At 51.6% G+C, this 14164-nt stretch carries 15 protein-coding genes; 7 read left to right on the top strand and 8 right to left on the bottom strand.

Translation table 11 applies throughout. The annotated features are described in order from the left end of the window. Positions 1–46: 46 nt before the first annotated feature. On the top strand, positions 47–793 hold the full coding sequence (gene fpr / locus GFB57_RS03515; protein WP_290366934.1) for a ferredoxin--NADP(+) reductase: 747 nt from the start codon (positions 47–49) through the stop codon (positions 791–793). Between the two features lie 63 nt (positions 794–856). Here the strand turns inward: fpr and GFB57_RS03520 are convergent, their stop codons facing one another. Next, positions 857–1285, bottom strand: coding sequence for a DUF805 domain-containing protein (locus tag GFB57_RS03520; RefSeq protein ID WP_003028787.1), 429 nt, complete (start codon positions 1283–1285; stop codon positions 857–859). A gap of 100 nt (positions 1286–1385) precedes the next feature. On the opposite strand from GFB57_RS03520, the gene GFB57_RS03525 reads away from it, so the two are divergent. Continuing rightward, positions 1386–1982, top strand: coding sequence for a YiiQ family protein (locus GFB57_RS03525; RefSeq protein WP_003028785.1), 597 nt, complete (start codon positions 1386–1388; stop codon positions 1980–1982). A 111-nt stretch (positions 1983–2093) separates the two neighbouring features. Next, positions 2094–2861 carry a triose-phosphate isomerase gene (tpiA, locus tag GFB57_RS03530; protein ID WP_003028783.1) on the top strand — a complete coding sequence of 256 codons (768 nt, stop codon included), beginning with the start codon at positions 2094–2096 and terminating at the stop codon, positions 2859–2861. Between the two features lie 39 nt (positions 2862–2900). On the opposite strand, the gene GFB57_RS03535 is transcribed toward tpiA, so the two are convergent. The 6 genes from GFB57_RS03535 to fieF all read right to left on the bottom strand — a co-directional run bounded on the left by GFB57_RS03535 (position 2901) and on the right by fieF (position 9960). After that, entirely contained in the window at positions 2901–4373 is a 1473-nt protein-coding gene (locus GFB57_RS03535; protein WP_003028782.1) for a DASS family sodium-coupled anion symporter, read from the bottom strand. A 113-nt stretch (positions 4374–4486) separates the two neighbouring features. Continuing rightward, complete coding sequence (locus tag GFB57_RS03540) at positions 4487–5791, bottom strand: SLC13 family permease (protein ID WP_003028781.1); 1305 nt, start codon at positions 5789–5791, stop codon at positions 4487–4489. A 73-nt stretch (positions 5792–5864) separates the two neighbouring features. Beyond that, a complete protein-coding gene (locus GFB57_RS03545; protein ID WP_003028780.1) occupies positions 5865–6614 on the bottom strand; it encodes a CDP-diacylglycerol diphosphatase in 750 nt (249 codons plus the stop codon). Positions 6615–6718: 104 nt separating this feature from the next. Then, the gene (gene sbp, locus GFB57_RS03550; protein ID WP_003028779.1) at positions 6719–7708 is read right to left on the bottom strand and encodes a sulfate/thiosulfate ABC transporter substrate-binding protein Sbp; all 990 of its coding nucleotides are present in this window, start codon (positions 7706–7708) and stop codon (positions 6719–6721) included. Positions 7709–7911: 203 nt separating this feature from the next. Then, complete coding sequence (gene pfkA, locus GFB57_RS03555) at positions 7912–8874, bottom strand: 6-phosphofructokinase (protein WP_003028778.1); 963 nt, start codon at positions 8872–8874, stop codon at positions 7912–7914. Positions 8875–9057: 183 nt separating this feature from the next. Next, positions 9058–9960: a CDF family cation-efflux transporter FieF gene (fieF, locus tag GFB57_RS03560; protein WP_003028775.1), complete on the bottom strand. Its 903-nt coding sequence runs from the start codon at positions 9958–9960 to the stop codon at positions 9058–9060. A gap of 327 nt (positions 9961–10287) precedes the next feature. Here fieF and GFB57_RS03565 point away from each other — a divergent pair, with 327 nt between their 5' ends. Beyond that, positions 10288–10851 carry a hypothetical protein gene (locus tag GFB57_RS03565; protein ID WP_003028772.1) on the top strand — a complete coding sequence of 188 codons (564 nt, stop codon included), beginning with the start codon at positions 10288–10290 and terminating at the stop codon, positions 10849–10851. Then, on the top strand, positions 10848–11207 hold the full coding sequence (locus GFB57_RS03570; protein WP_003028770.1) for a putative T6SS immunity periplasmic lipoprotein: 360 nt from the start codon (positions 10848–10850) through the stop codon (positions 11205–11207). The genes GFB57_RS03565 and GFB57_RS03570 overlap by 4 nt, the downstream gene beginning before the upstream one ends. Before the next feature lie 206 nt (positions 11208–11413). Here the strand turns inward: GFB57_RS03570 and cpxP are convergent, their stop codons facing one another. Further along, on the bottom strand, positions 11414–11914 hold the full coding sequence (gene cpxP, locus GFB57_RS03575; RefSeq protein ID WP_003028767.1) for a cell-envelope stress modulator CpxP: 501 nt from the start codon (positions 11912–11914) through the stop codon (positions 11414–11416). Positions 11915–12064: 150 nt separating this feature from the next. Between cpxP and cpxR the strand changes: the two genes are divergently transcribed. Together cpxR and cpxA are read left to right on the top strand one after the other, a co-directional pair. Further along, on the top strand, positions 12065–12763 hold the full coding sequence (cpxR, locus tag GFB57_RS03580; protein ID WP_003028763.1) for an envelope stress response regulator transcription factor CpxR: 699 nt from the start codon (positions 12065–12067) through the stop codon (positions 12761–12763). Beyond that, positions 12760–14133: an envelope stress sensor histidine kinase CpxA gene (gene cpxA, locus GFB57_RS03585; RefSeq protein WP_003028758.1), complete on the top strand. Its 1374-nt coding sequence runs from the start codon at positions 12760–12762 to the stop codon at positions 14131–14133. Before cpxR ends, cpxA begins: the two co-directional genes overlap by 4 nt. The last annotated feature ends 31 nt before the right edge of the window (positions 14134–14164 follow it).

Genomic DNA, 14164 nt, shown 5'->3' on the forward strand with positions numbered 1-14164 from the left:
GTCCAACGAACGAAGATAAGGCAATCAAAGCAGACAGGAGAAAACCATGGCAGATTGGGTAACAGGCAAAGTCACAAAGGTGCAAAACTGGACCGATGCCCTGTTTAGTTTGACCGTGCGAGCTCCGGTTCTTCCTTTCACTGCAGGTCAGTTCACTAAGCTTGGCCTTGAGATCGACGGCGAACGCGTCCAGCGCGCCTATTCTTACGTAAATGCCCCTGATAACCCCGATTTAGAGTTTTATCTGGTGACAGTTCCCGACGGCAAACTCAGCCCTCGTCTGGCAGCACTGAAGCCTGGCGATGAAGTCCAGGTGGCGAGTGAAGCTGCTGGTTTCTTCGTGCTGGATGAAGTCCCCGATTGCGAAACGCTATGGATGCTGGCGACCGGCACGGCTATCGGCCCATATTTGTCGATTCTGCAGTTAGGCAAGGACCTGAATCGCTTTAAAAATCTGGTGCTGGTCCACGCCGCGCGCTATGCCGCCGATTTGAGCTATCTACCGCTGATGCAGGCGTTGGAAAAACGCTACGAAGGTAAATTACGCATCCAGACGGTTGTCAGCCGTGAAACAGCCGCAGATTCGCTGACCGGACGTGTACCGGCGTTGATTGAAAGCGGTGAGCTAGAAAAAGCAGTCGGGTTGCCAATGGATAAAGAAACCAGCCATGTGATGCTGTGCGGAAACCCGCAAATGGTACGCGACACGCAGCAGTTGCTGAAAGAGACCCGGCAAATGACCAAACACCTGCGCCGTCGACCGGGCCATATGACCGCAGAGCACTACTGGTAAGAACGTTTCAATGCCCGGTAAACACCCGGGCATTTTGCCGGATGGCGCTTACGCTTATCCGGCCTACGAGTCAGCTCTGTACTTTACGTCCTGCGTATCCTTACCATATTTATTCGCGTCCTGGGTGCCAATGAACGCCCCCAGATCGATAAGAATACCAACCAGAATCAACGTTGGAACAAAGCGGCCTACCGCCCATTGCCAGACGCCGGGTAAAATCGCCCAATTTCCGGCCAGCAGCATCCACGCCAGGATCATCAACAGCGCCCACGCTCCGGAGCGCCCCCGGTCATGCAGACGTTTTACCGTCACTGCCGCCGTTGGCCATAGCAGACACACCAGACAAAAAGCCGCGGTCTGAATATCGAGTAATTGTTTGCTCGCCAGCGAAAACAGAACCAGCATGCTGACGATCCAGAGGCCAATCCAAATCCAGAAATCACGGCGCCCGATGCGCCCTTTAAATGAGAATAACCACTGCTGTATGGTCATGTAAGTTCCTTTATTATTACCTTCCAGAACAGTTTACCCTTTTGACAAGCTCGACGGTTACCGTTTTAATCGTGAGCAATGAGAATGAAAGGTACGATTGATGAAGCAAGGATTTACACTGTTTTTATTATTGTTTTCAGCCTTAACCGCGAGCACTGCGGTACTGGCGGAAGAGCCGTCGACGGCAACCACGGCCCCCTATTTACTGGCGGGCGCGCCGACCTTTGACCTGTCGATTAGCCAGTTTCGTGAAAACTTTAATACGCAGAATCCGAAGCTTATTCTGAATGAGTTCCGTGCCATCGACAGCAGTCGCGATCGAGCAAATCTCACCCGCGCAGCCAGTAAAATCAATGAAAACCTGTATGCGTCTTCCGCTCTTGAACGCGGCACCCTTAAAATCAAAAGCATGCAGATAACCTGGTTACCCATTCAGGGGCCAGAACAAAAGGCAGCCAAAGCGAAAGCGCTGGAATACATGACCGCCGTCATCCGCACCGTCGCGCCGCTGCTGACGAAAGAACAGAGCCAGAAAAAGCTGCAAAAACTGCTCGCCGCAGGCAAAGGTAAGCGCTATTACGCTGAAACAGAAGGCGCAATTCGCTATGTTGTTGCTGACAACGGTGAAAAAGGACTGACCTTCGCTGTTGAACCGATTAAGCTGGTACTATCAGAAAGTCTTGAGAAGGCGAATTGATGACAAAAAGCAAAGCCTTTCAGGGGATGAATCTCTATACTGTTTCACAGACCATGCTGCCCTCACGGGCGGCCATATTCCTTAATTCGCTGACAAGCGTGGAGAAATGAAATGCGACATCCTTTAGTGATGGGTAACTGGAAACTGAACGGCAGCCGCCACATGGTAAACGAACTGGTTGCTAACCTGCGTAAAGAACTGGCTGGCGTTGCTGGCTGTGCAGTAGCGATTGCTCCGCCGGAAATGTATATCGACCTGGCGAAACACGCCGCTGCCGGTAGCCACATCATTCTGGGCGCGCAGAACGTTGACCTGAACCTGTCTGGCGCATTCACTGGTGAAACAAGTGCTGAAATGCTGAAAGACATCGGCGCGCAGTACATCATTATCGGTCACTCTGAGCGTCGTACTTACCACAAAGAATCTGACGAGCTGATCGCTAAAAAATTCGCCGTGCTGAAAGAGCAGGGTCTGACTCCAGTTCTGTGCATCGGCGAAACCGAAGCAGAAAACGAAGCGGGCAAAACTGAAGAAGTTTGTGCACGTCAGATCGACGCGGTTCTGAAAACTCAGGGCGCGGCAGCATTCGAAGGCGTCGTTATCGCTTACGAACCAGTATGGGCTATCGGTACCGGCAAATCTGCAACTCCTGCTCAGGCTCAGGCTGTTCACAAATTTATTCGTGACCACATTGCTAAAGCTGACGCGAAAATCGCTGAGCAAGTTATCATCCAGTACGGCGGTTCTGTAAACGCAGCTAACGCGGCAGAACTGTTCGCTCAGCCGGACATCGACGGTGCGCTGGTTGGTGGTGCTTCTCTGAAAGCAGACGCCTTCGCAGTCATCGTTAAAGCAGCAGAAGCCGCTAAACAGGCTTAAGTTGTTAAGGCGGGAGGAGCCCTCCTCCCGCTGTATTAACTACCAGTATCCCAACCAGTGCCACCAGAAGGCGCCGGTCACACCCCAAATGGTCAGGTTGACCACACTCATCACCAGCCCCGTTTTCCACCACTCCGCCAACGTGACATAGCCCGAACCAAAGATAATAGGCGCAGTACCCGTGCCATAGTGCGTGAGCGACATCATCAAGGAGGAGGAGAAACCGAGCATTAAACCAAGCAGCGCTGGCGGCGCGCCGAGGCCTAAGCCTGCGGCGAAGAACGCAGCGAACATAGCCGTAATATGCGCAGTTGTGCTGGCGAAAAAGTAGTGCGAGTAGACGTAAAGCAGGATCAACAACAGCGTCGCAACACTCCAGTGCACGCCAAGATGGTCGATTGCGCTACCCACGCTGGTTGCCAGCCATCCTACCAATCCCAGTTTGCTGAGAAAATCCGCCATCATCACCAGCGCGGCAAACCAGACTATCGTATCCCATGCCCCGCGGCATTTAAGAATGTCATCCCAGCTCAATACACCCGCCATCAATAGAATCGACAATCCAATTAACGCGGCGCTAGTGGGGTTTACGCTCCAGGCACTGCCCATCAGCATTGCTGGAACACCCGCCCATAGACAGAGCAGCAAAATGAACACCCCCAGGGTGATTTTCTCTGCCAAAGAAAGTGGACCCAGCGCATCCAGTTTTTGCCGCGCAAACTGCGGCGCATTTGGCGTGCGCGTGATAGCTGGCGGATAGAGCCACCAGATTACAATCGGCATGACAACCAGTGATACCAGTGCGGGAAGAAGCGCCGCAATAGCCCACATTCCCCAGGTCATGTTCAGCACGCCATCCGTCCCCTTTGTCAAAAAACTGACGATTAACGGATTAGGTGCAGTCGCGGTGATGAACATAGCCGAGCTGATCGGGTTAATGTTGTAGTTCACCAGCGCGAGATAACGGCCCGTGGAGCCATTCTCGACATGGCCTGGCTGCGAGCCGAGGCTCTCCGCAATCGCCCGCATTACCGGGTGGATAATGCCACCACCACGCGCGGTATTGCTTGGCGTTACGGGTGCAATTAGCGTTTCCGCAAGGGTTAATGCCCACGCAATACCCAGCGTTCTTTTACCAAATAGCGCAATAAACCCGTAGCCAATACGCGCGCCCAGGCCGGTCTTTAACAGACTTTGCGACAGCATAATGGATAAACCAATCAGCCAGATTAGCTGGTTAGAAAAACCACTCAATGCATCGTTCAATGCCGCCGAGGGTTTGCCTGGGTTAGTAACGCCTGTCATCGCCACCAGCATAATCGCCACAATCGCAATTGCGCCAATGGGCATAGCTTTACCGATAATCGCGGCGATCGTACCAATAAACAGTGCCAGCAGATGCCACGCTTGCGGGGTTACGTCAGGAGGACACGGGATAACAAACCAGATGGTCAGCGTAATCACAAGCGAGATGATGGCAGGCCAGCGGCGGATGGGGGTCAAACTGTCCATGAATCAATCCTTGAGTTTCCAGTGCGCAAATCTGCGCTCAGGCATTAACCGATATTGCCGCGCATAATACAATTCACTCACTCACAAAACTTAAAATTAACATTTTGATACAGCTACAGTTTTCCCAACACCATAAACCAGGCGTAATCCAGCGGCAGAAGAATCAAATACGTTGCCGCCGCCAGTGCGATACACAGCAGCATCCCTGCCCTTGCAGGTACTTTCCCGAGCGCCATCGCCACCACGATCGGTGAAGCCTGATACGGCAACAGTGGTGTGGAATAACCCAGCACCTGGATCATAATCACCGACAGCAGCGGGAATCCCGTCGCATCGGCAAAGCTTTGCGCCAACGTGGTATACAGCGCCGGAACACCGTTCGCCGTCATAATAAAATTAAGCGCCGTGGTAATACCGGTCAGCGCGAGGAAACTGGTAAACGGCTTTTCCGCATCCAGCGGCATCACCTGTAACAGCGCTTCACCAACGGCGCTACCAATACCTGTTTGCGTGACGGTGATCGCCAGCCCCAGAATACCCGCCACATAAATACAGGTACGAATGTTGACCCCAGTGGAAAACTCGTCGCCATTGATAAAGCCAACCCGTGGGAGCAATGTGATAACTGCCGCCGCCAGCCCAGTCCACGCGGGGCCAATGCCGTGCCAGCTTTCGCTTACCCAAAGAAGCAACACCACCGCTAACATCCAGGCCAGACGTTTTTCATCTCCGCTCATCGGTTCCGACGGCGTGAGATCGCGCGGCGCATGGGGCTTGCCAGGGAACAGCCAGCAGATAAGCACGATGAGAACCGCGCCTTTAAGCCAACCCAGAACCGGCGTATGCAGCAGCAAATAGGGAAGATAATTGAGGTGGATGCCGTAAGAGCCTTCCGCAGCGCCGCTCATCACCAGATTCGGTACATTTGCGGGTAAAATCGTCGCAGAAAGCTGGAATGTCCCAAACCCAACGGCCAGTGCCAGACCATACCAGCCGCGCGTACCATCGTTAATTCCAGCCCGTTTCGCCATCGCTGCGACAATCGGCATCAGCAGCGCAATGCGGCCCATGTTGGATGGCATTACAAACGCCAGCGCGTAACTCAACAGCACCACACTCGCCACCATTAACGGCCAGGAGTCGGTCAACCGTGATGACAGCGCTCTCGCCGCCCTGTCCGCCAGCCCCGTTTTACGAATCGCGATACCCAGCACAAAGCCGCTAAACACCAACCAGAATGCGGAGGACGCAAAGCCGCCAAAGATCACATCCGGTGGCGCGATTTTGGCGACCATCGCCACGGCAAAGAACAGCAGCGCCGTTATAAACTCCGGCAGCAGCGACGTAGCCCAGAGCAGAATGGTGATGCCAACCACCAGAGAGGGGATAAACAGAGGGTGTGTAAGCCAGAGCGACATGCCTGTCTCCTGTTGTTTTTTTCAACAAGAATACGGGGACAGGCATGCGGAGTAAACGCCAGATTAGGTGGGGTTAACGCAGAATATCACATTGATGATCCTGAATTTCCTCAGCGGAGGCGAGATTCAGCGCCAGCAGATTGCGCTGAGTAGCCAGCAGAACAAAGGATTCATCGCTCTGACGCACCATAGCTAACGCATAGCTGCCCATATGCTCACGTGCATCCGGCACCTCTTCAGCCAGCATCATAAACGGGCTGCGTTGTGCCAGTTCATTTTCCGTGACGCGACGCGCCAGATATTCATGACCGCGCAGCCCACCTGGTAGAGGTAGCCAGCGGGTGCTGATTTTCGCCAGGTTGTCATCCAGCTGTTTTCTGACATCGGTTCGCAGGCAGGAGATATGAATATGCAGGTGATTTTGAGTACGCCCGCTACGTGAGTTAATGCTCAGAGAGACTGCTTTGTCAGGGATTTCCTGGCCGTATTTTTGGCTCATAAAGCTACGCGCCTGCCAGGCCAGCCAGAAAAAGTTCGGCGTGCCTGATTTTAACAGCAGTGGGCTTTCCGTACCGTTAATGCGATAAGTGGGCATCAACAAATATTGCAAAGGGCCGTTACGATCTTTGAACACCACATATCCGGCATCCGGCTTCACTTCTGCGCATGGTGCAGGATCCTGCTGCTGCAACTGGTGCGGCAAGCATTGTTGAAGGACGATCTGGCGTAATGCGTCCGGGTTGCCGGTGAATTTCCAGTACCCGATGCCTGCAGCGGCGGCAACCACAATCACCGCCAGTAAAAGATAGCCTGCTTTTTTCATTACGCGTTTCCTGCATCCCATTGAAGGGCAAGAGTAACGCAAAACCATGACAAATAAAAAACCCGGTCGCGTTAGGCCACCGGGTCGGTAAATCACAGACTTATTTAGCGTTTGCTGATCTGGTCGAACGTACCGCCATTAGAGAAGTGCTCTTTCTGCGCTTTCGTCCAGCCGCCAAACTCTTCATCGATGGTGAACAGCTTCAGCTTCGGAAATGCATTTTCGTATTTCTTCGCAACGTCTGTATCACGTGGACGATAATAGTTTTTCGCTGCAATTTCCTGGCCTTCCGGAGAGTAGAGATACTTCAGGTAAGCTTCCGCCACCGCTTTGGTGTCTTTCTTTTCCACCACTTTATCGACCACGGAAACGGTCGGCTCCGCGAGAATAGATTCACTCGGCGTCACTATCTCGAATTTGTCTTTACCCAGCTCGTTCGTTGCCAGCAGCGCTTCGTTTTCCCAGGCGATCAGCACATCACCGATACCACGCTCAACGAAGGTATTGGTTGAACCACGCGCACCGGAATCCAGCACTTCAACGTTTTTAAACAGAGCCTTGACGAAGTCCTGCGCTTTGGCCTGATCGTTGTTGTTGTGGTGCAGGGCATAGCCCCATGCCGCCAGATAGTTCCAGCGTGCGCCGCCTGAGCTTTTCGGGTTTGGTGTAATCACTGACACGCCCGGTTTGATCAAATCGTTCCAGTCATGAATTTGTTTGGGGTTGCCTTTGCGGACCAGGAACACGATGGTGGAGGTGTAAGGCGCAGAGTTATCCGGCAAGCGCTTAATCCAGTTTTTATCAATTCGACCACGTTCAGCAATGGCATCCACGTCGTACGCCAGTGCCAACGTCACGACATCGGCTTCAATACCGTTGATGACAGAGGTCGCCTGTTTACCAGAGCCGCCGTGTGACTGGCGGATCACGACGTTATCGCCCGTTTCCTGCTTCCAGTGCGCGCTGAAGGCTTTATTGTACTGCTCGTACAGTTCACGTGTTGGATCGTACGATACGTTAAGTAACTGAATATCCTTTGCCAGAACGCTGGTCGATGCCAGCAATAATGTTAACCCTACGCCCCATTTGTTCATCGCCCAGCTCTCTTATGTGATGTTGTGATGAGCAAAGCGTGCCAGAAAGGCATCTAAACATTAAAGAATAAAAAAAGATTTGCTATAACTTCGGGGAATAAATGAGGCAGGTTGTGCCGGATGACGGCTTACGCCTTATCCGGCCTACAAGAGTACACGCTGTAGGCCCGGTAAGCGAAGCGCCACCGGGCAACAAAAAACAATCAGTACAGTTTTTTCGCGCAGTCCAGCCAGTCACCTTTGAACGGACGCTTCATGTTCTCGATAGCATCGATGATATCGTGGTGAACCAGTTGCTCGTTCTGAATACCGACACAGCGACCGCCATGACCTGCCAGCAGCAGTTCAATAGCATATGCGCCCATACGGGATGCCAGGATACGATCGTAAGGAACCGGGGAACCACCACGCTGAATGTGACCCAGTACGGTCGAACGCGTTTCGCGGCCCGTTTCCTTCTCGATGTAATGCGCCAGTTCGTCAACGTCACACATGTGTTCAGTGATCGCTACAATTGCGTGTTTTTTACCTTTCGCGATGCCCGCTTTGATTTCAGCAACCAAATCGTCGCGACTGAATTCCACTTCCGGAACCACTACGAACTCACAACCACCGGCAATTGCAGCCGCCAGGGTCAGATCGCCACAGTAGCGGCCCATCACTTCAACGATGGAAATACGCTGGTGAGAAGAAGAGGTATCACGCAGACGGTCAATCGCTTCTACTACAGTACCCAGAGCGGTGAAGTAACCGATGGTGTAGTCGGTGCCCTTGATATCGTTGTCGATAGTGCCCGGCAGACCGATGCATGGGAAGCCCATTTCAGTCAGGCGTTTCGCACCCATGTAAGAACCGTCACCGCCGATAACAACCAGCGCATCAATGCCACGCTTTTTCAGGTTTTCGATAGCCACCGCACGCACGTTTTCGTCGCGGAATTCCGGGAAGCGAGCTGAACCGAGGAAAGTACCGCCACGGTTGATCATGTCGGACACGCTGTAGCGGTCAAGCTGGACCATACGGTCTTCATACAAACCCAGGTAGCCATCATGGATCCCCATGACTTCCAGCCCTTCCGTCAACGCTGCACGTACAACACCACGGATTGCTGCGTTCATGCCCGGCGCATCACCGCCGCTTGTCAACACACCGATTTTCTTAATCATGACTACCTCTGAACTTTGGAATGCAAAATGAAATCTGCTGCCGGAAGTCGATTCCGCATATCGAAACGATCCAACGAATATGCAGATAGTATAACAATCACTTCCTGCTGAATTGATTCAGGTCAGGCCAAATGGTGGTAATTTATACACAAAATGCTGGCCCGGTTCACTTTTTACAACGAATTATGAAAGCTCAAACACCTTGCCTTCCTTGGGTACGACTGAACAGGGATCCTGATGAATGATGACATCTGATCCCGGGAAACGCCGTAAAATTGCCTGCTCAACCTGTTCAGCCACTAAATGCGCCTGAACGAGCGGCAGATTATCTTCCATTTCCAAATGAATCTGAATAAAGCGGGTCGGCCCTGACTGCCGCGTGCGAAGATCGTGAGCGCCGCTGACCCCAGGCCATGACGTCACGATATCAATAATTTCCTGACGTTCCTCATCGGGTAAAGCGCGATCCAGCAAAGATTGCACTGCCTCATACCCCATGCGTAATGCACTATATAAAATATAGATGCCAATCCCGAGCGCAAACAAGGCATCCGCACGATGCCAGCCGTACCATGCCAGCCCGAGCGCAATGAGAATCGCACCGTTCATCATAACATCAGACTGATAATGAAGCATATCTGCCCGAACGGCCTGACTTTGCGTACGCTTCACTACCCAGCGCTGAAACGAGACCAGAATGATTGTACACACTAACGCAATGATGGTGACAACCACCCCAACGCCGGGATCTTTCATCGGCGTCGGTTGGATGAGATGCTGAATCCCGGTCAGGAATAAAAACAGCGCCGAACCGGAAATAAACATGCTTTGCGCCAGCGCCGCCAGTGATTCCGCTTTTCCGTGTCCGAACGTATGTTCATCATCGGCCGGTTGCAGCGAATAGCGCACCACCAACAGGTTGGTTAACGACGCCGCGATGTCCACCAGAGAATCCACCAGTGCAGCCAGAATACTGACCGATCCGGTGTACCACCACGCGAAAATTTTGATCAAAAGTAACAGCGATGCCATCACGGTCGCCGCGATTGCCGCCCGGCTCACCAGCCGCCCATAGGTATGATTCATAAACACTCCAGCCAGAATATGCCGCTAGTATAACGGATGAAGTAAAACAGTCAGGCAATAACCGAGTGACAAATTTTGGCCCCCCCTCACATCATGTGAGGGAAGACAGGGATGGAATGTTGTAGCAATACATAGCAACACTTAAATTAAAAATTTATTCTAATAAAAAATCTACATTACGGCCTATCTTACAGCCGGATCAGCATGACCATACGTCAGCTGAATACGTTTTATTCTGAGTTTTTAAGACCTCTCTATAACTCTTCCAATGCTGATTTACTTTAGGTGTACGATAAACACTCAATCAACATATCTTGAGGGATTAAGATGACGTATTACCCTAATTCTATTGACTGGAAACCGATCCAAGAAGGAGGGCTGCGTAGGTTAAGGCTTGGCGAGATAAATCTTGCAAACTCGCTCTTTGGCTTCAGCATTCTTTACCATCAAGTTTGGGTTCATCTGGAAAGTTATCTTCCTTTTGATAGTCAAAACCCCGGCCAGGCGATGACGCCCAACGGCGAAATGTGGTTTAGAAAAATAAAATACGAAGATGATTTCTCGATGCCAACAAAACAGCAAACTCCAAATGCTCAGCATCTTTTTTTACATGAAATGATGCATGTTTGGCAGCACCAATATGGAATGTGGGTACGAACACGCGGGGCGTTCTCATGGGCAGCTGATTATACATACAGCCTAAATGAAAAAAACTTACTTGATTGCAGGCTGGAGCAGCAAGCATCATTAGTCAGCGATTACTGGTTGTTAAAGCATTATGGGTTTGATGGACATAGCGATCTGTATGTTTACCGTGATTATGACCCAGAAGAACCTGAGCTGGAGTTAATACAGAAATATGAAAAGGTATTAGGGGATTTTCCGATATGAAGAAGTCGATCTTTTTTCTTCCTATACTTTTATTTCTGGCCGGATGCCCAGGGAAAGGTAGAGAGGGTGCAGAGTCCGGCGAACGACGGGCGATCTACGTAGATGGCAGTCGCGTTTGCTTTACCATAGATAAAAATGATGTATTAACCCGCTATATTCTATCAACTAATGGTAGAGAATATAAAAAATTATTAGTCGGCGATTTTAAGTATCTCACCTACCCAAGTACCTGCTTTACGGTAAATTTAGAAAAAGGGTTAGTGTATGGCGCAAGCTATACCTTAAATGGAAAAAACCGCTACTACACCTTTATCATTACCAATGATGGTACTGTGTTGGATTTAGGAAAAAGCTAAGCATTATTATCAGATTACACGGCTCTACATAAAGGCAGTCAGTTACATTGAGGTCAATCACGCATAACAAAAGCGTTTATAAGCTCCAAATATCTTCTGTAAGTAGCTGCTTATCTTTGGTAATCCGATTTAATTTGGGCAAAAAAAACCCCCACATCATGTGGGGGAAGACAGGGATGGTGTCTATGGCAAGGAAAACAGGGTTACTACTGGGAACGTGAGTTGCTACTACTCAATAAATTCAACGATGAGCTTTTTTTCCAGTGCGCTACGTCGCGCAGTTGCTCCATTCGTTGTTCATGTTTCTCATTTAAAACCGCTTGCTGCTCGGGCGTTAACAGGCGATACATCTGGTTGCGGATCCTGGCTATTTCAACCTGGCGGGCAACCTGTTCTTGCGCCATTCTTTCTGCCTGAGCGCGCACTGCGCTTTCATCAAATTTCTCTGCGGTGACAAGGCGATGCATTGTCTCCATTTCGCTAACATTAACAGGAGGCTGTTCGTGTCTTGCCTGCTGCATTAAATCTCGCATCTGTTGACGTTGATGTTCGGTTAAACTGATACCGTCAAACATGTGGCTCTGAACGCTACGTTGCGATGAGCCTTCACCCAGGTGCCAGTGATCGCCTGTGACGACTTCAGCTGCATGGCTAAATGTACTGAGTGCCAGCGTTGAGGCCATGACGGCAGCGCTAACTTTGCCCATCACTTGCTCCCAAAATCTTTTCTGTCGCGATTCAACGAGAGACAGTTTACGATTCGGGCTGCAAACATGCGTCAGGGGGTGTAAAACAACGTAAAGTCATAGATTAGCGACGCCTGATGACGTAATTTCTGCCTCGGAGGTACGTAAACAATGAATAAAATCCTGTTAGTTGATGATGACCGAGAGCTGACTTCCCTGTTAAAGGAGTTGCTCGAAATGGAAGGTTTCGATGTGCTGGTTGCCTATGATGGGGAACAGGCGCTTGAGCTTCTGGATGACAGCATCGATTTACTTTTGCTCGACGTCATGATGCCGAAGAAAAACGGCATTGATACGCTGAAAGCACTTCGTCAGACACACCAGACACCCGTAATCATGCTGACCGCTCGCGGCAGCGAATTGGATCGCGTACTTGGCCTTGAGCTGGGCGCGGACGACTATTTACCCAAACCGTTTAACGACCGTGAACTGGTCGCGCGCATCCGCGCTATTCTGCGTCGCTCACACTGGAGCGAACAGCAGCAGAACAGCGATAACGGCTCGCCGACTCTGGAAGTAGATGCGTTAAGCCTTAATCCTGGTCGCCAGGAAGCCAGCTTTGACGGGCAAATCCTGGAGCTCACCGGCACCGAATTCACCCTGCTTTATTTGCTGGCACAGCATCTCGGTCAGGTGGTTTCGCGTGAGCACCTGAGCCAGGAAGTGCTGGGTAAACGCCTGACGCCTTTCGATCGCGCTATCGATATGCATATCTCGAACCTGCGTCGTAAGCTGCCAGAGCGTAAAGACGGACACCCGTGGTTTAAAACCCTGCGTGGTCGCGGCTACCTGATGGTTTCCGCTTCATGATAGGGAGCTTAACCGCGCGCATCTTTGCCATCTTCTGGTTGACGCTGGCACTGGTGTTGATGTTGGTACTGATGTTACCCAAGCTCGACTCACGCCAGATGACCGAGCTACTGGACAGCGAGCAGCGCCAGGGGTTAATGATTGAGCAACACGTTGAAGCTGAACTGGCGAACGATCCACCCAACGATTTGATGTGGTGGCGTCGCTTGTTTCGGGCGATAGACAAGTGGGCGCCGCCAGGACAGCGGTTATTACTTGTTACGACGGAAGGACGCGTGATCGGCGCAGAACGCAATGAAATGCAGATCATTCGTAACTTTATTGGTCAGGCCGATAACGCCGACCATCCGCAAAAGAAAAAATACGGTCGCGTTGAGATGGTCGGGCCTTTCTCCGTCAGAGACGGTGAAGATAACTACCAGCTGTATCTCATTCGACCAGCCAGCAGCTCACAATCTGACTTTATCAACCTGCTGTTTGACCGACCGCTGTTGTTGCTGATCGTCACCATGTTAGTCAGCTCTCCGCTATTGCTCTGGCTTGCCTGGAGTCTGGCGAAACCAGCGCGTAAGTTGAAAAACGCGGCGGATGAAGTGGCCCAGGGCAACCTGCGTCAACATCCGGAGCTGGAAGCCGGTCCGCAGGAGTTTCTGGCGGCAGGTGCCAGCTTTAACCAGATGGTGACGGCGCTGGAACGGATGATGACCACGCAGCAACGTCTGCTGTCGGACATCTCTCACGAGCTGAGAACACCGCTAACGCGTCTGCAACTAGGCACCGCTCTGCTGCGCCGTCGTAGCGGTGAGAGCAAAGAGCTGGAGCGCATTGAAACAGAAGCACACCGACTAGACAGCATGATCAACGACCTACTGGTGATGTCACGTAATCAGCAGAAAAACGCGCTGGTCAGTGAAACGGTGAAAGCTAATCAGCTGTGGGGCGAAGTGCTGGATAACGCCGCCTTTGAAGCTGAGCAGATGGGTAAATCGCTCACGGTGAATTTCCCGCCGGGCCCGTGGCCGCTGTACGGTAACCCAAATGCGTTGGAAAGTGCGCTGGAAAACATTGTGCGCAATGCCCTGCGCTATTCACATACGAAGATTGAAGTTGGCTTCGCGGTGGATATCGACGGGATTACCATCACCGTGGACGACGATGGCCCAGGTGTAAGCCCTGAAGACAGAGAACAGATTTTCCGTCCGTTCTATCGTACCGATGAGGCGCGCGATCGCGAGTCTGGCGGAACAGGTCTGGGTCTGGCGATTGTTGAAACCGCAATCCAGCAGCATCGTGGCTGGGTGAAGGCCGAAGACAGCCCGCTGGGTGGTTTACGGCTGGTGATTTGGTTACCGCTGTATAAACGCGCTTAACAGGCTTCCCCGGTACGACATGATTACCGGG

It is taken from the genome of Citrobacter sp. S39, assembly GCF_009495675.1.
Classification (GTDB): domain Bacteria; phylum Pseudomonadota; class Gammaproteobacteria; order Enterobacterales; family Enterobacteriaceae; genus Citrobacter; species Citrobacter freundii.

Excerpts from the sequence above, each read along its gene's own strand:
- fpr (WP_290366934.1), top strand. The coding sequence starts at position 47 with ATGGCAGATTGGGTAACAGGCAAAGTCACAAAGGTGCAAAACTGGACC.
- GFB57_RS03520 (WP_003028787.1), bottom strand. The coding sequence starts at position 1,285 with ATGACCATACAGCAGTGGTTATTCTCATTTAAAGGGCGCATCGGGCGC.
- GFB57_RS03525 (WP_003028785.1), top strand. The coding sequence starts at position 1,386 with ATGAAGCAAGGATTTACACTGTTTTTATTATTGTTTTCAGCCTTAACC.
- tpiA (WP_003028783.1), top strand. The coding sequence starts at position 2,094 with ATGCGACATCCTTTAGTGATGGGTAACTGGAAACTGAACGGCAGCCGC.
- GFB57_RS03535 (WP_003028782.1), bottom strand. The coding sequence starts at position 4,373 with ATGGACAGTTTGACCCCCATCCGCCGCTGGCCTGCCATCATCTCGCTT.
- GFB57_RS03540 (WP_003028781.1), bottom strand. The coding sequence starts at position 5,791 with ATGTCGCTCTGGCTTACACACCCTCTGTTTATCCCCTCTCTGGTGGTT.
- GFB57_RS03545 (WP_003028780.1), bottom strand. The coding sequence starts at position 6,614 with ATGAAAAAAGCAGGCTATCTTTTACTGGCGGTGATTGTGGTTGCCGCC.
- sbp (WP_003028779.1), bottom strand. The coding sequence starts at position 7,708 with ATGAACAAATGGGGCGTAGGGTTAACATTATTGCTGGCATCGACCAGC.
- pfkA (WP_003028778.1), bottom strand. The coding sequence starts at position 8,874 with ATGATTAAGAAAATCGGTGTGTTGACAAGCGGCGGTGATGCGCCGGGC.
- fieF (WP_003028775.1), bottom strand. The coding sequence starts at position 9,960 with ATGAATCATACCTATGGGCGGCTGGTGAGCCGGGCGGCAATCGCGGCG.
- GFB57_RS03565 (WP_003028772.1), top strand. The coding sequence starts at position 10,288 with ATGACGTATTACCCTAATTCTATTGACTGGAAACCGATCCAAGAAGGA.
- GFB57_RS03570 (WP_003028770.1), top strand. The coding sequence starts at position 10,848 with ATGAAGAAGTCGATCTTTTTTCTTCCTATACTTTTATTTCTGGCCGGA.
- cpxP (WP_003028767.1), bottom strand. The coding sequence starts at position 11,914 with ATGGGCAAAGTTAGCGCTGCCGTCATGGCCTCAACGCTGGCACTCAGT.
- cpxR (WP_003028763.1), top strand. The coding sequence starts at position 12,065 with ATGAATAAAATCCTGTTAGTTGATGATGACCGAGAGCTGACTTCCCTG.
- cpxA (WP_003028758.1), top strand. The coding sequence starts at position 12,760 with ATGATAGGGAGCTTAACCGCGCGCATCTTTGCCATCTTCTGGTTGACG.